Source organism: Microbacterium sp. (assembly GCF_036823965.1).
GTDB lineage: Bacteria > Actinomycetota > Actinomycetes > Actinomycetales > Microbacteriaceae > Microbacterium.
Genome location: NZ_DAITBE010000007.1, coordinates 68,690 through 84,282, shown reverse-complemented (window position 1 = coordinate 84,282; position 15,593 = coordinate 68,690). Strand labels below are relative to the sequence as shown.

14 protein-coding genes are annotated in these 15,593 nt (G+C 68.6%); 11 read left to right on the top strand and 3 right to left on the bottom strand.

Features of this window, described 5'->3' with window-relative positions; genetic code table 11:
* Window positions 1-2 precede the first annotated feature (2 nt).
* The 3 genes from V7Z82_RS12945 to V7Z82_RS12935 are packed head-to-tail and all read left to right on the top strand — an operon-like array spanning window position 3 to window position 3,267.
* Window positions 3-953 (top strand): ABC transporter permease, encoded by a 951-nt coding sequence (locus V7Z82_RS12945; RefSeq protein ID WP_334151963.1) that lies wholly within the window; start codon window positions 3-5, stop codon window positions 951-953.
* Window positions 950-1,759, top strand: coding sequence for an ABC transporter permease (locus tag V7Z82_RS12940; RefSeq protein ID WP_334151962.1), 810 nt, complete (start codon window positions 950-952; stop codon window positions 1,757-1,759). The genes V7Z82_RS12945 and V7Z82_RS12940 overlap by 4 nt, the downstream gene beginning before the upstream one ends.
* Window positions 1,759-3,267: an ABC transporter ATP-binding protein gene (locus V7Z82_RS12935; protein ID WP_334151961.1), complete on the top strand. Its 1,509-nt coding sequence runs from the start codon at window positions 1,759-1,761 to the stop codon at window positions 3,265-3,267. Before V7Z82_RS12940 ends, V7Z82_RS12935 begins: the two co-directional genes overlap by 1 nt.
* A gap of 23 nt (window positions 3,268-3,290) precedes the next feature.
* Here V7Z82_RS12935 and V7Z82_RS12930 read toward each other — a convergent pair whose 3' ends face one another.
* A complete protein-coding gene (locus V7Z82_RS12930; protein WP_334151960.1) occupies window positions 3,291-3,941 on the bottom strand; it encodes a pentapeptide repeat-containing protein in 651 nt (216 codons plus the stop codon).
* Between the two features lie 281 nt (window positions 3,942-4,222).
* Here V7Z82_RS12930 and V7Z82_RS12925 point away from each other — a divergent pair, with 281 nt between their 5' ends.
* The 5 genes from V7Z82_RS12925 (at window position 4,223) to ndk (ending at window position 10,997) form a co-directional block, all read left to right on the top strand.
* A complete protein-coding gene (locus V7Z82_RS12925; RefSeq protein ID WP_334151959.1) occupies window positions 4,223-5,065 on the top strand; it encodes an endonuclease domain-containing protein in 843 nt (280 codons plus the stop codon).
* 350 nt (window positions 5,066-5,415) lie between these two features.
* On the top strand, window positions 5,416-8,802 hold the full coding sequence (ileS, locus tag V7Z82_RS12920) for an isoleucine--tRNA ligase (RefSeq protein ID WP_334151958.1): 3,387 nt from the start codon (window positions 5,416-5,418) through the stop codon (window positions 8,800-8,802).
* Window positions 8,799-10,151, top strand: a complete 1,353-nt coding sequence (locus tag V7Z82_RS12915) for a bifunctional folylpolyglutamate synthase/dihydrofolate synthase (protein WP_334151957.1) — start codon at window positions 8,799-8,801, stop codon at window positions 10,149-10,151. The genes ileS and V7Z82_RS12915 overlap by 4 nt, the downstream gene beginning before the upstream one ends.
* Entirely contained in the window at window positions 10,148-10,579 is a 432-nt protein-coding gene (locus V7Z82_RS12910) for a DUF4233 domain-containing protein (protein WP_334151956.1), read from the top strand. Before V7Z82_RS12915 ends, V7Z82_RS12910 begins: the two co-directional genes overlap by 4 nt.
* A 1-nt stretch (window position 10,580) precedes the next feature.
* Window positions 10,581-10,997, top strand: coding sequence for a nucleoside-diphosphate kinase (ndk, locus tag V7Z82_RS12905; RefSeq protein ID WP_105672032.1), 417 nt, complete (start codon window positions 10,581-10,583; stop codon window positions 10,995-10,997).
* Window positions 10,998-11,065: 68 nt separating this feature from the next.
* Here ndk and V7Z82_RS12900 read toward each other — a convergent pair whose 3' ends face one another.
* Entirely contained in the window at window positions 11,066-11,677 is a 612-nt protein-coding gene (locus V7Z82_RS12900) for a vitamin K epoxide reductase family protein (RefSeq protein ID WP_334151955.1), read from the bottom strand.
* Window positions 11,678-11,960: 283 nt separating this feature from the next.
* On the opposite strand from V7Z82_RS12900, the gene V7Z82_RS12895 reads away from it, so the two are divergent.
* Window positions 11,961-14,510 carry an Rne/Rng family ribonuclease gene (locus tag V7Z82_RS12895; RefSeq protein ID WP_334151954.1) on the top strand — a complete coding sequence of 850 codons (2,550 nt, stop codon included), beginning with the start codon at window positions 11,961-11,963 and terminating at the stop codon, window positions 14,508-14,510.
* Here the strand turns inward: V7Z82_RS12895 and V7Z82_RS12890 are convergent.
* Window positions 14,475-14,741 (bottom strand): DUF4031 domain-containing protein, encoded by a 267-nt coding sequence (locus V7Z82_RS12890; protein WP_334151953.1) that lies wholly within the window; start codon window positions 14,739-14,741, stop codon window positions 14,475-14,477. The two genes, V7Z82_RS12895 and V7Z82_RS12890, sit on opposite strands and share 36 nt — an antisense overlap.
* 211 nt (window positions 14,742-14,952) lie before the next feature.
* Between V7Z82_RS12890 and rplU the strand changes: the two genes are divergently transcribed.
* Both rplU and rpmA read left to right on the top strand, forming a co-directional pair.
* Complete coding sequence (gene rplU / locus V7Z82_RS12885) at window positions 14,953-15,261, top strand: 50S ribosomal protein L21 (RefSeq protein ID WP_197072134.1); 309 nt, start codon at window positions 14,953-14,955, stop codon at window positions 15,259-15,261.
* Between the two features lie 18 nt (window positions 15,262-15,279).
* On the top strand, window positions 15,280-15,537 hold the full coding sequence (rpmA, locus tag V7Z82_RS12880) for a 50S ribosomal protein L27 (RefSeq protein ID WP_045280029.1): 258 nt from the start codon (window positions 15,280-15,282) through the stop codon (window positions 15,535-15,537).
* Window positions 15,538-15,593: the final 56 nt, after the last annotated feature.

Sequence of the window (15,593 nt, the reverse complement as noted above, 5' to 3'; positions counted from 1 at the left end):
CGGTGAAGACTGTGCTCCTGCGGATCGCCGAGCTGATCGTCACCGTGCTCGTCGTGCTCTGGGGAGCGGCGACGGTCGCGTTCCTCGCATTCCGCGTCATCCCCGGCGACCCGGTGTCGGTGATGCTCGGGCCGCAGGCCCAGGTCAGCGAGGCGGTGAAGGACGGCATCCGTGCCGAGCTCGGTCTCGACCGGCCGCCGCTCGAGCAGTACCTGACGTACATCGGTCAGCTCGCGCGGGGGGACCTCGGCGAGTCGTACCAGCTGCGCCTCCCGGTGACCGAGGTGATCGGCCGCCAGATCGGCGCGACGCTGCAGCTCTCCGCCCTCGCGCTCGGCATCGCCGCGGTCGTCGCGCTCGTGGTCGCGCTGCTGGCGCGCGGTCACGTGGCTCGAGCGGTCGCCACCGGTGTGGAGCTCGTGGTGCTCTCGTCTCCCGTGTTCTGGATCGGTCTCGTGCTGCTGAGCGTCTTCGCCTTCGGGCTCGGGTGGTTCCCCGTGTCCGGCGCACGCAATCCGGCCACGCTCGTCCTGCCGGCCGTGACGCTCGCGCTTCCGGTCGCCGCCCTGCTCGGGCAGGTGCTGCGCGACGGGCTCGTCCAGGCCGAGCGGATGCCGTTCGCCGAGACCGTCCGTGCGCGCGGCGCCGGGCGCGGATGGTTCACTCTGCGTCATGGCCTGCGCCACGGAGCATCCGGAGCCATCACCCTCACGGCGTATCTGACCGGTTCGGTGCTCGGCGGTGCGGTGCTCGTGGAGACGGTGTTCGCGCGCCCCGGTCTCGGTCGCGTGACGCTCGCTGCGATCAGCGACCGTGACCTCCCGGTCATCTCCGGGATCATCCTGCTCAGCGCGCTCGTGTTCGTGATCGTCAACGTGCTCGTCGAGCTGGTGCATCCGCTCATCGACCCGCGTCTGCGTCGGGCCGCCCCGGTATCGGCGGTGCGGCGATGAGGCGCGCGCAGCGCATCCTCCTGTGGGCTGCCGTCGTCGTGCTCGTGGTGATCGCCTTCGCTGCGGCTGCTCCCGGAGTGCTGGCCACGCATGACCCGCTGCAGACCGACGTGCGCGGTGCGCTGCTCCCGCCGAGCGGTGCGCACCTGTTCGGCACGGACCAGAGCGGCCGCGACGTGTACTCGCGGGTCGTGTTCGGCGCGGCGCGGTCGGTCGGGGTCGGTCTGCTCGCGACCGCGATCGCCGTGGTGGTCGGCCTCGCGGTCGGTGCCCTCGCAGGCAGCGCGCCCCGTGGCGTCGATGTCGCCCTGATGCGGGTCAACGACGTGCTGATGGCCTTCCCGGAATTCCTGGTCGCACTCGTGGTGATCGCGATCCTCGGACCGGGACCGATCAACGTCGCCCTCGCCGTGACGCTCGCGGCCATCCCGGTGTACGTGCGTCTCGCCAGGGTGCAGACCCGCACGCTCCGGGTGGCCGAGCACGTCGAAGCCGCGCGGATCCTCGGCGTGCCGGCATTCCCGGCGTTCACGCGACACGTGCTCCCCGGCGTGCTCGGGTCGCTCAGCGTGCTCGCCACGATCGGCATCGGTTCAGCCATCCTCGCGGCAGCCGGGCTCAGCTTCCTCGGGCTCGGCGCGACCGAGCCGACACCGGAGTGGGGACTCATGCTGGCGGGCGGGCGCAACGTGCTCGGCCAGGCGTGGTGGATCTCGGTGTTCCCCGGGGCGGCCATCACGCTCACGGTCATCGCGGCGACGATCGTCGGGCGACTGCTGCGGGCCAGAGCGGAAGGCCGGGAGTGATGAACCAGGAGATCGTGCTCGACGTGCAAGGACTGCAGGTGCGGTTCGGGGAAGCCGCGGTGGTGGATGGTGTGACGCTGACCGTGGCGAAGGGGGAGTGCGTCGCGATCGTGGGAGAGTCCGGAGCCGGCAAGTCGCTCACGGCCCGCGCTCTCCTCGGGCTCACGCCAGAGTCTGCCGCTGTCGCAGCCGAACGCCTGGTCATCGACGGCACCGATGCCCGAGGGCTGAGCGAGACGGCATGGCGACGGGTGCGAGGTGCGCGGATCGCACTCGTGTCACAGGACGCGCTCGTCGCGCTCGACCCCCTGCAGCGGATCGGCAGCGAGGTGGCCGAGCCGCTGCGGCTGCATCCGGATGTTCTGGATGGGAACATCAGGGAGAGCGTGCAGGCACTGCTGCGCCGGGTGTGGATGCCGGAGCCCGAGCGACGTGCCACGCAGTACCCGCACGAGCTGTCCGGCGGACTGCGGCAGCGCGCCTTGATCGCCTCAGCGCTCGCCGCGGCGCCCGCCGTGCTGGTCGCCGACGAACCGACCACGGCCCTCGATGCAACCGTGCAGGCCCGCATCCTCGACCTGCTGCGGGAGATCGCGGATGCCGGGACCGCCGTCGTGTTCATCAGCCACGACTTCGCCGCGGTGCGTCGACTCGCCGACCGGGTGCTCGTGATGCGCGACGGCATCGTGCTCGAATCGGGACCGGTCGCGCAGGTGCTGGAATCGCCGGAGCATCCGTACACGCGCGAGCTCATCGCTGCGACGATCCACGAGCCGCGTGCGGCGGTGCTCGACGCGCGCGAACCGGTGCTGCGGGTGACGGGAGTGTCGAAGGCGTTCTCCGGGGTGCCGGCCGTGGTCGATGCGTCGTTCGAGGTCAGCCGCGGCCGAACGCTCGGGATCGTGGGGGAGTCGGGCTCGGGAAAGACCACGCTCGCCCGGATGATCGTCGGGGTGGAGCGGCCGGACGGCGGGGAGCTCCGCGGCGGCGGGCGGGTACAGCTCGTGCACCAGAATCCGCTCGGTGCGTTCGACCCCCGGTGGACCATCGGCCGCTCGCTGCGGGAGGCGCTCGCCGCGGGTGGCGTGCCCCGCACCGCTCGAGCCCAGCGTGTGGCCGAGCTGCTCGCGGAGGTCGATCTCGATGCCGGCTTCGCCGCACGCCGACCGGCAGAGCTCTCCGGGGGTCAGCGTCAGCGCGCCGCGGTCGCCAGGGCGCTCGCGGCTGATCCCGAACTGCTCGTGCTCGATGAGCCGGTCTCCGCGCTCGATCCCTCGGTGCGTGAACGCGTGCTGCGGCTCCTGTTGCGGCTGCAGCGCGAGCGTCGGTTGACGATGGTCTTCGTGTCGCACGACCTCGACGTGGTCCGAGCAGTGGCCGATGAGGTGCTCGTGATGCAGGACGGCATCGTCGTGGAGCAGGGCACGATCGCCGAGGTGTTCGCCGCGCCGCGGCATCCGTTCACCCGGGAACTGCTGGCCGCGAGCGGCGCCGAACTCATTCCGTGATCTGCCTCATTCGGTGATCTGCCTCATTCCTTGATCTGAATGCCGAGCCCCGCAGCGATCACCGGGGCGAGCTGCTGCACCTGGAAGCCGGTGAGCGTCGTGCCGCGGAGGCTGTTCGCGTCGAGGAACGAGAGCGCATCGAGGCCGCGGAGGTCGACATCGGTCGCCCGCATCCCTCGAGGATCCACCTCGTCGCAGGTCGACCGGGTGAAGCGCACACGCGTCAGCTCGGCCTGCGGGGTGTCGAGCGTGCGGATGCGGCAGTCCGAGACCTCGACGTCGGCGGCTCGGGCGGCGCCGAGGTTGAGGTAGTCGACGCGCACGTCACGGAGCTCGAGCTCGGAGATGCGGGCCGTGCTCAGGTCGAGCGTGCCGATGCGCCCGCCGGTGATCCGCAGCCGACGGATGCCCGCGTCGCGCAGCCGGAGCGATGCGATGCGGAGGTGCGACATCTCGACGTCGAGGATCGTCGCGCCGGTGAGGTCGACCTCGTCGGCATCGGCCGTGACGGTGCACTGCTCGAGCGAGGCGTACGCGAGGTCGACGGTGCCGGAGAGCTCGAGGCTCGCCGCGATCAGGTCGGCGTTGCGCGCAGGACTGCCCGGTGTGAACTCCTCGGGCAGGTCAGGCGGCGAGACGCGCGGTGCGGCGGGGGATTCGGGAGTGCGGGCCATGGTTCGAGGGTATGGGGTGGGGCGGACATGGGTGCCTGCGGCCGCGTGCAGCCCGCGGGTTCTCGGAGGTCTGCGGGTACTCGCGGGGCGGTTGGCTCGGCCAAGTGCGGCTTTCTCGGCCAGATTCCGGAACTTGGGCCGAGGGAAGCGCACAAGGCCGAGGCTGGTTCCAGAGGCAGACGAGGCCGCACTCGTCCTGCACGTGCCTGCTGTCGCGAAGTGTGTTCCCAGACCGTGGCAGGCATGTTCTCGACGGGGGGTGGCTCGTCGAGACTGACTCGATGCCGCGGAGTATCGATGACCTTGCCACGTTGATCATGCAGCTCGGCGGTGTCGCGCGCGTGGCGCGAGTCGTCGAGCGCGGGTTCGGACGCAGAACGGTGGATGCTGCGGTCGCGAGCGGGATGCTCACGCGACCTCGCCGCGGCTGGCTGGCGTTGAAGACAGCGGATGCGGCGGTCGTCCGCGCTGCTCGCCACGGGGTCGTGCTTACGTGTCGTACGCAGGCTGCGCGCCTCGGGCTGTGGCTGCATGAGTCGAGCAGGTCGCCGCATGTCGCGGTGCTCCCGAACGCCGCGAGTGGGCGTCGGATCGCGGGGAAGATCCACTGGGGGAGCCCGGTCGTGCCGCGCCATCCTGACTCCCTGGTCGATCCGATCGAGAATGTTCTCGCGTACATCGCCGAATGCGAGCCGTTCGAACACGCACTGGCGACATGGGAATCGGCGTTGAACACATCGCTGGTGACGATCGACGCGCTGCGGGGATTCGCATGGAAGCCGGCTGCGCGTCGCATCATGGAGCGAGCGATGCCGTTCGCGGATGCCGGGCTGGAGACCTACCTGCGCGAGCGTCTTCGCTGGCTGCGGTTGCCGATCCGAGTGCAGATCTGGATCGCTGGACACCGGGTCGACACACTGGTGGGTGGTCGACTCGTCCTCCAGATCGATGGTTCGCATCACGTCGGGCCGCAACGCACAGAGGACATCAGGCACGACGCCGCGCTCACGCTCATGGGGTATCACGTGATCCGGTTGTCGTACACGCAGGTAATGTTCGACTGGCCGATGGTGCAGGACGTGATCATGCGTGCGGTGGCGCAGGGGCTGCACCTCGCGCGGTGAGCCGTGCTGCTTGCTCGGCCTTGTGCGCTTCCCTCGGCCGTACTCTCGGATTCAGGCCGCGGCAAGCGCACAAGGCCGAGACTCGCGCCACAGGAGGCGAGGGCAGCCGACACGCGCGTACAATGGGACGCACGAGCATCGATCCGGCATCACCGGGGAGCTCTCGGAAGAACAGCCGGTCTCTCGCAGGAGGGGCGGCCCAGTAGAACCGAGCGGGGCAGGCCCGTCACAGCCGCAGTGAGAGTGGTGTGACCGACCCGAGAGGGAAGGGAACGCACGCGAGGTGGTACCGCGGTCCGCGAGGGTCGTCCTCGCAGGAGCATCCGCCACGACGATCACTGCGAGACACGATGACCTACCCCCGCACTTCCGCAAGCTCAGGGACCTCCTCCTTCGGCCCCGCCGCCGACTCCGTCGCGCCCAGCCCTCGCTTCCCGCAGATCGAGGAGGAGGTGCTCGAGTTCTGGAAGACCGATGACACGTTCCGTGCCTCGATCGAGCAGCGAGAGGGCTCGCCCGAGTGGGTGTTCTACGACGGCCCGCCGTTCGCCAACGGCCTGCCGCACTACGGCCACCTGCTCACCGGGTACGCCAAGGACGTGTTCCCGCGCTTCCAGACGATGACCGGTCACAAGGTCGACCGCGTGTTCGGCTGGGACACGCACGGACTGCCCGCAGAGCTCGAGGCCATGAAGCAGCTCGGCATCACCGAGAAGGCCGAGATCGAGACCATGGGCATCGATGTCTTCAACGAGAAGGCGAAGAGCTCGGTGCTCGCGTACACGCACGAGTGGCAGGACTACGTCACCCGCCAGGCGCGCTGGGTCGACTTCGAGCGCGGCTACAAGACGCTCGATCTCGGATACATGGAGAGCGTGCTCTGGGCCTTCAAGACCCTGTACGACAAGGGCCTCGCCTACGAGGGCTACCGCGTGCTGCCGTACTGCTGGCGCGACGAGACCCCGTTGTCCGCGCACGAGCTGCGCATGGACGACGACGTGTACCAGATGCGTCAGGACCCGTCCGTCACGGCCACCTTCCCGCTCACGGGTGCGAAGGCCGAGTCCCTCGGACTCACCGGTGTGCGCGCGCTCGCCTGGACGACCACGCCCTGGACCCTGCCGACCAACCTCGCGCTCGCCGTCGGACCCGACATCGAGTACGTCGTGGTGCCGGCCGGTCCCGCCGGTGCAGCAGACGTGCACCAGGCGGCAGGGACGACGGATGCCGCGGTCGAGGCATCCGCTCATCGATACCTGCTCGCCCGTGAACTCCTCGGCGGCTATGCCAAGGACCTCGGCTACGAGAGCGCGGCGGACGCGCTCGCCGCAGTGGATGCGACCATCCGCGGCGCTGAGCTGCAGGACGTCATCTACGACCGCCTGTTCGACTACTACGCGGATGCCGAGACCTACGGCACCGAGAACGCCTGGCGCATCCTCGTCGACGACTACGTCACGGTGAGCGACGGCACCGGCATCGTCCACCAGGCTCCGGCCTACGGTGAGGACGACCAGCGGGTCGCCGGGGCCGCCGGCATCCCCACGATCCTGTCGCTCGACGACGGCGGACGCTTCCTCCCGAACGTCACCGACGTGGCGGGCGAGCTGTGGATGGATGCGAACACGCCCCTCGTGCGCCTGATCCGCGACAACGGCCGCCTGATCCGCCTGCAGAGCTACGAGCACTCGTACCCGCACTGCTGGCGCTGCCGGAACCCCCTGATCTACAAGGCCGTGTCGAGCTGGTTCATCCGCGTCACGGACATCAAGGACGACATGCTCGCGAACAACGAGCAGATCACCTGGGTGCCGGAGAACGTGAAGCACGGCCAGTTCGGCAAGTGGCTCGAGGGCGCGCGCGACTGGTCGATCAGCCGCAACCGCTACTGGGGATCGCCGATCCCGATCTGGAAGAGCGACGACCCGGAATACCCTCGCGTCGACGCCTACGGCTCGCTGGAGGACCTCGAGCGCGACTTCGGCACGCTGCCGCGCAACCCCGAGGGCGAGATCGACCTGCACCGTCCGTACATCGACGACCTCACGCGCCCGAACCCCGACGACCCCACCGGCAAGAGCACGATGCGCCGCATCGAGGACGTCTTCGACGTGTGGTTCGACTCCGGTTCGATGCCGTACGCGCAGGTGCACTATCCGTTCGAGAACCAGGAGTGGTTCGACTCGCACTCGCCGGCCGACTTCATCGTCGAGTACATCGGACAGACCCGCGGCTGGTTCTACGTCATGCACGTGCTGTCGACCGCGCTGTTCGACCGCCCGGCGTTCACCGGAGTGAGCTGCCACGGCATCGTGCTGGGCAGCGACGGTTACAAGATGTCGAAGTCGCTGCGCAACTACCCCGACGTGTCGGAGGTGCTCGACCGCGACGGCTCCGACGCGATGCGCTGGTTCCTGATGTCGAGCTCGGTGCTGCGCGGTGGCAACCTCGCGGTGACCGAGGAGGGCATCCGCTCCGGTGTGCGCGAGTTCCTGTTGCCGCTGTGGAACTCGTGGTACTTCTTCGCGACCTACGCCAACGCTTCGACAGGCTCAGCGACCCAGAATGTCGGGTACGAGGCCGAGTGGCGCACGGATTCCACTGACGTGCTCGACCGCTACATCCTCGCGAGGCTCGGTGATCTCGTCAGCGAGGTGCGCGCCGACCTGGAAGGACTGGACTCGACCACGGCATCCGCTCGTCTGCGCGACTTCGCCGAGGTGCTCACGAACTGGTACATCCGCCGTTCGCGCGACCGCTTCTGGGTCGGCGTGACCGACGATCCCAAGAGCCGCGAAGCATTCGACACGCTGTACACGGTGCTCGAGACGCTCACCCGCGTCGCAGCGCCGCTCGTGCCGCTGATCAGCGAGCGCGTGTGGCAGGGGCTCACCGGCGGGCGCAGCGTGCACCTGACCGACTGGCCGGATGCCACGCAGTTCCCGGCCGCCGACGAGATCCGCGATGCGATGGATGCCGTCCGCGAGCTGTCGAGCGTCGGCAACGCGCTGCGCAAGAAGGAGAAGCTGCGCGTGCGGCTGCCGCTCGCGCGCCTCACGGTCGTGTCGCCGCTCGCCGCGTCGCTCGGACAGTTCGAGGACATCCTCCGTGAGGAGCTCAACGTCAAGACGGTCGAGCTCGTCGCGCAGCAGGACTCGACCGCCGCTGCGTACGGCATCACGCACCGCCTGAGCGTCAACGCGCGAGCAGCGGGTCCCCGTCTCGGGAAGAACGTGCAGACGGTGATCAAGGCCGCGAAGGCGGGGGACTGGTCCGAGACCGATGGCGTCGTGACCGCAGGCGGCATCGCGCTGGAGCCCGCCGAGTACGACCTCGCGCTGGAGACCACCGGGCGTCCGGAGGGGGAGGCGCTGGCCATCGTGCCGTCCGGTGGATTCGTGCTCCTCGACACCAGCATGACCCCGGAGCTGGAGGCCGAAGGACTCGCGCGCGACGTCATCCGAGCAGTGCAGGAGACCCGGAAGAACGCGGACTTCGATGTGAGCGACCGCATCCGCCTGGATCTGGTCTTCGCGAGCGCCGAGGATGCGGATGCCGTCGGGTCGGCCTTCGACGAGGCGAACATCGCGGGAGAGACCCTGGCGACTGAGCACGGTCTGCATCGCTCGGGCGACGTACTGCTCGACGCGGAGTTCACCGCCACGATCCCTGCCGACACCTACGCCAACCGCGGCGACTTCACGATCGCCGTCTCGAGGATCGGAGCATCCGAATGAGCGCCAAGGACCGGGCGGATGCCGTCTACGAGACTCTGCTGAGTCGCGCAGGCGAGCGATGGGTGCAGCCTCGCAAGGAGCGCACCGCGCGCATCCTCGAGTTCCTGGACGATCCGCAGCGCACCTACCGCGTCGTGCACATCACGGGCACGAACGGCAAGACGTCGACAGCCCGCATGATCGAGAGCCTGCTGCGCGCGCACGATCTGCGCACCGGGCTGTTCACGAGCCCGCACCTGGAACGCTTCACCGAGCGCATCATGATCGACGGCGAGCCGATCGCCGACGAGGCCGTCGCAGAGGCCTGGGACGAGATCGAGCCCTTCGTCGGCATCGTCGACGCGGAGCTCGAGGCCGCAGGCGAGGAGCCGCTGACGTTCTTCGAGCTGCTGACGGTGCTCGCGTTCGTCGCGGTGGCGGATGCCCCGGTCGACGTGCTGGTGCTCGAGGTCGGCATGGGCGGCGAGTGGGACTCCACGAACACCGCCGATGGTGACGTCGCGGTCTTCGCGCCGATCGACATCGACCACGCCGACCGACTCGGCGGCACGATCGCCGAGATCGCGAAGGTCAAGGCCGGCATCATCAAGGAGGGCGCTGCCGTCGTCTCGGCGCAGCAGCCACCGGAGGCCGCCGAGGTCCTGCGCCGCGTCGCCGCAGAGCGCAACGCGACGATCGCATTCGAGGGCGACGAGTTCGGGCTCACCGACCAGAAGCTCGCGGTCGGCGGACAGCTGCTCTCGATCCGCGGACTGGCGGGGGAGTACGTCGAGGAGTACCTGCCGCTCTACGGGGCGCACCAGGGGCACAACGCCGCCCTCGCCGTGGCAGCGGTCGAGTCGCTCATCGGCGGGGCGACGCAGAAGATCGCGGCAGACATCATCTCCGACGGGCTCCAGGCGACGACCTCGCCGGGGCGCCTGCAGCTGATCGGCATCGCGCCGACCGTCGTCGTCGATGCCGCACACAACCCCCACGGTGCCACGGCGCTCGCCCAGGCCCTCGGCGACAGCTTCGACTTCGACGAGTGGGGGCTGGTCCTCGGCGTGCTCGCCGACAAGGACGCCGCCGGCATCGTCGCGCAGCTCGCACCGGCCGTCGCCCATGTGTTCGCGACCGCGCCCGACTCGGAGCGGGCGAGCGATGCGGATGCGATCGCCGACCTCGTGGAGCAGACCGGACGCCGCGCGACCGTGCACCACACCCTGGCCGAGGCCGCGGATGCCGCGCGCGAATGGGCGTCATCGTCCGATCGGCGGGCCGTCGTGATCGCCGGTTCCGTGGTGCTCGCGGGTGAGGCCATCGCGCAGTCCGAGGAAGAGGACTGGAAGTCGGGGTGGCGCGCATGAGTGCGGATGCCGCTCCGGCCCGTGCTCCGAGGCCGCAGCGCACGCTGGTGCAGAAGCTCGCACCGATCGTGCTCGGCTTCGAGGCGATCGTGGTGTTCCTCGCCGGCCTCACGGTCTTCGGGTTGAAGACGCTTCCTGCCGGCATCCCGCAGTGGTGGGGGATCGTCGGCGGCGCCGTCGTCGCCCTCGCCTGCATCGCCCTCGCCGGCATGATCACGAAGCCGTGGGCGATCACCGCCGGCTGGGTGATCCAGGTGATCATCGCCCTCTCGGCCTTCCTCGTCCCCGCGATCCTCCTCGTCGTCCTGATTTTCGGCGGCATGTGGGGATATGCGACGATCATGGGGGCCCGATTGGACGCACGACGTCCTGCCGCGCCAACGACCGAGACTCAGACCACGCAGATCTCAGACACAGAGAGTGAATGACATGGCCACCGAAGAAACACTCGTCCTCGTCAAGCCCGACGGCGTCGCCCGCGGACTCACCGGCGCGATCCTCGCCCGCATCGAGGCGAAGGGCTACGCGCTCGTCGACATCCGCCTGGTGGAGCCCGACCGCGATGTGCTCGCCGAGCACTACGCGGAGCACGAGGGAAAGCCGTTCTACGAGCCGCTGCTCGAGTTCATGCTCTCCGGCCCGTCGGTCGCGATCCGTCTCGCGGGCAATCGCGTGATCGAGGGCTTCCGCTCGCTCGCCGGCACCACCGATCCGACCACCGCCGCACCAGGCACGATCCGTGGCGACTTCGGCCGCGACTGGGGCCTCAAGGTGCAGCAGAACCTCGTGCACGGCTCGGACAGCCCCGAGTCGGCCGCCCGCGAACTGGGCATCTGGTTCGACTGAGCGCCGCACCGACGACGAAGCCCGCCTGTGATCCGATCACAGGCGGGCTTCGTCGTCTGGACTGCCTATCAGAAGATGATCTTCGCCATCTCGCCGAGGAAGTCGAGGCCCTGCAGCTGGGCGAGCAGGATGATGACCGCATACGACACGATCGTGGCCAGCGGCACCCACACGATGAGCTTCTCGGCACGGGCCTGTACCTTCTCGTTCCGCGTGAACGTCCCGTTGCGGGTGAGGTGCAGCATCGTTGCGAAGAAGGTCGGGATCGTGACCGCCCAGGTGACCATGCACCACGGGCACAGGACGAAGAGGTCGTAGAGGCTCTGGCCGATCAGCCAGCACACGAGTCCGAACGCGAACGTGATGCCGACACCGAACGCAGCCCAGAACCAGCGGGGGAAGCGCGCCCCGGCCAGGATCGCGACGCCGACGACCAGGGGAGCCATCCACCCGGTGAGGCCGAGCAGCGGGTTCGGGAAGCCGAACACCTCGCCCTGCCACGACGACAGGTTCTTGCTGCACTGGATGAACGGACTGATGTCGCAGGCGAGGGGATCGGATGGGTTCTCCAGCAGGAAGAACTTCTCGACCGTGAGCTGGAAGGCGGCGAACCACCCGACGACGCTCGCGATGATCAACCACACGGCATAGACGACGGGGCGGGTGCGCTGCTCGCTCATATGTGGAGTATCTCAGTGACTGCTATGGATCGGGCGAAAGCGCACCGGAGAAAACGACGCGATCCGGCGGAGATGCCGTGATCCGGCCCTCAAGGTGCGATAATGGCCTGTGATGCGATGAACGGCCCAGCCGCGACACGCATGTGACGCAGACTTCGGGGTCCTATGCCCCACGCGATCAGAGCCATGAGCCGGTCGCACACCGTATGAGTTCGCGACACCCGCGGGTGTCGCATGAGATTTCGCGGAGCACCCAGTGCCCCGCACGAGGAGCAAGCCAGAGATGGCCGACGAGAACAATGACAACAACATTCCGACTCACGACGCTCCGGCTGACGCCGCGGAGCAGCTGACGGAGCCCATCGCTCCCGAAGCCGAGGGCGCCCCTGCGGTGCCCGAGCGAATCGAGCCGGTCGGCGACGAGGCAGTCGAGGCTGCGCCTGCAGAGGATGCTCCTGCTGAGGACGCTGCTCCGGCCGATGCTTTTGCTGAGGAAGCGGCTGTCGCCGAGGCTCCTGCTGAGGAAGCGGCTCCTGCTGAGGAAGCGGCTGTCGTCGAGGCTCCTGCTGAGGACGCTGCTCCGGCCGAGGATGCTCCCGTCCAGGACGCCGCTCCCGCCGAATCTGCTGCGGACGCCGCTCCCGAAGACAAGCCCGAGCAGCCCGAGGAGAAGCAGGAGCAGCCCGAGGAGAAGCCCGCACCCGGTCCGGTGACCGCGGTCTCGCTGGGTCTGCTTCCCGAGGTCTTCGTGTCGCAGGTGTCGACGCAGCTGCACTTCTACGCTCCGGAGGTCATCCCGCTGCCCGCTCGCCCCGAGCGCGAGCGCATCTTCGACCGCATCGCCGAGCGCGAGCAGCCGCAGGAGGAGTCGACCTCGGCTCGTCGTGGCCGTCGTCGCCGTGGCGGCTCCGACGGCGACGAACAGCGCGAAGAGCCGCGCCAGCGTCAGCGCGTGGTCGAGTACATCACCGAGCCGAAGGCGATCAAGGGATCGACGCGCCTCGAGGCGAAGAAGCAGCGTCGTCGTGACGGTCGTGACGCCGGACGCCGCCGTCCCGTCGTGACCGAGGCCGAGTTCCTCGCCCGTCGCGAGTCCGTCGACCGCATGATGGTGGTCCGCTCGAAGAACGGCCGTACCCAGATCGGCGTCCTCGAGGATGGCGTGCTCGTCGAGCACTACGTCGCCCGCAACCAGGACGCCTCGCTGATCGGCAACGTCTACCTCGGACGCGTGCAGAACGTGCTCCCCAGCATGGAAGCCGCCTTCGTCGACATCGGCCGCGGCCGCAACGCCGTGCTCTACTCGGGCGAGGTCGACTGGGACGGTGTCGAGACCGGCAACCAGCCCCGCCGCATCGAGCTCGCCCTCAAGCCGGGCGACCGCGTGCTCGTCCAGGTCACGAAGGACCCGGTCGGTCACAAGGGCGCCCGCCTCACCAGCCAGATCTCCCTTCCGGGCCGCTACCTCGTGTACGTGCCCGGCGGTTCCATGAACGGCATCAGCCGCAAGCTGCCGGACAATGAGCGGGCGCGCCTGAAGCGCATCCTCAAGGAGGTGCTCCCCGAGTCCTCCGGCGTCATCGTCCGCACGGCAGCCGAGGGCGCGACCGAGGATCAGCTCACGCGCGACGTGCAGCGCCTCACGAGCCAGTGGGAGCACATCCAGAAGCAGGTCGAGAACCAGCAGGCTCCTGCACTGCTGCACGCCGAGCCCGACCTGCTCGTCAAGATCGTCCGTGACGTCTTCAATGAGGACTTCACGAAGATGCTGATCCAGGGCGAGGATGCGCAGCAGACCATCCGTGCCTACCTCGAGAGCGTCGCCCCTGACCTGCTCGAGCGGGTCGAGGCCTACGAGGACGAGACCGATCCCTTCGACGCGTTCCGCATCACGGAGCAGATCGAGAAGGCGCTGGACCGCAAGGTCTGGCTGCCGTCGGGCGGCTCGCTCGTGATCGACCGCACCGAGGCCATGACGGTCGTCGACGTCAACACCGGGAAGTTCGTCGGATCCGGCGGAAACCTGGAGGAGACCGTCACCAAGAACAACCTGGAAGCCGCTGAGGAGATCGTCCGCCAGCTGCGCCTGCGCGACATCGGCGGCATCATCGTGGTCGACTTCATCGACATGGTGCTCGAGTCGAACCGCGATCTCGTGCTCCGTCGCCTGATCGAGTGCCTGAGCCGTGACCGCACGAAGCACCAGGTCGCCGAGGTCACCTCGCTCGGTCTCGTGCAGATGACGCGCAAGAAGCTCGGTCTCGGCCTGCTGGAGACCTTCAGCGAGGCCTGCGAGGTCTGCGCCGGCCGTGGCGTCATCGTGCACCACGACCCGGTCGTCAAGCACCGCAGCAACGGCAACAGCAACGGCAACGGGAACAGCAACGGCAACGGCCAGAGCAACCGCCGTCAGCGCGGCGGCGGCAACGGCCAGAACCAGGGCCAGGGCCAGAACCAGAGCGCCCCGCCCGCGGCCGTCGTGACCCACAGCATCCCCGAGGGCGCCAAGTCGGCGCTCGCGCAGATCGCCGCGTCCACCCGTGTTCCGAGCGCCGAGACCACCGATATCCCGGTCGAGGTCCCCGAGGTCGAAGCGGCTCCCGCTGCCGAGCGCCCGAAGAAGCCGCGCAAGAAGCGCGGCGGCGACCGTCAGGGGCCGAAGTCTCCGGCCGAGCAGCTGCTCGATTCCGTCCTCGACGCACTCCCGGAGCCCAAGGCTCCTGGACAGGGTCGTGGCCGTCGTCGAGTGAGCACCGCGGCGCTCACCGGCACGCCGGTCTCCGTGAACGGCGAGTCGTCAGCGCCGGTCGCGAGCGGGGACGCGGAGTCCTGAGGCGATCAGCCGTCGGACCAGCTCCTTGCCTCCGACGTGCTGTGCGCCGCCCATGATGAGCCGGGGGATGATCTCCTCCGGCACATCGTAGTGGTCGCGATCGAAGGCGCGAGCGGGTACGTCGTGCGCTCTGGCGAAGGCGTGCAGCTCGTCGAGGTTGTCGTCGCTGACCAGGTGCGCCCAGAGTCGTCCGTGGGCCGGCCACTGCGGATCGTCGACGAGTACGCTCATCCAGCCAGCCTATGACCGGACACACCGCGCGGCTCACTTTGCGGCATGGTCCGGCATCCGGTAAAGTAGTCCCTTGGTGCGTATGCCGCCCCTTCCTCGTCGGTTGGAGCGGAGAGCCTTGCGTTCGCACCCGCCGCCCTGCGGTGCATGCAAGCAACAGTCTTCCCGTGAGATTCTCGGAGCTCGTGCTCCCCAACGAAACAGGTATGAAGTGGTTTACGCAGTAGTGCGCGCCGGTGGGCGGCAGGAGAAGGTCGAGGTCGGCACGATCGTTCAGCTCGATCGTGTCAAGGCCGCCGCGGGCGAGAACATCGAGCTCGCAGCAGTGCTGCTCGTCGATGGCACCTCTGTGACCACCGACGCCGACCAGCTCGCGAAGGTCAAGGTCACGGCTGAGGTCATCGGCAACCTCCGCGGCCCGAAGATCATCATCCAGAAGTACAAGAACAAGACCGGTTACAAGAAGCGTCAGGGCCACCGTCAGGAGCTCACGCGCGTCAAGATCACCGGCATCAAGTAAGCCCGAGGGGACTAGGACATGGCACATAAAAAGGGCGCAAGCTCAACCCGTAACGGTCGTGACTCCAACGCTCAGCGCCTCGGCGTGAAGCGCTTCGGCGGTCAGCAGGTCCTCGCCGGCGAGATCATCGTCCGCCAGCGCGGCACGCACTTCCACCCCGGCGTCAACGTCGGCCGTGGCGGCGACGACACGCTGTTCGCTCTGGCCGCCGGTGCGGTCCAGTTCGGCGCGAAGGGCGGCCGCAAGGTCGTCAACATCGTCGCAGCCGGCGAGTAATCGTCGCACGACACATCATCATCCGGTTCGGGGCGGGCTTCGGCTCGCCCCGTCCG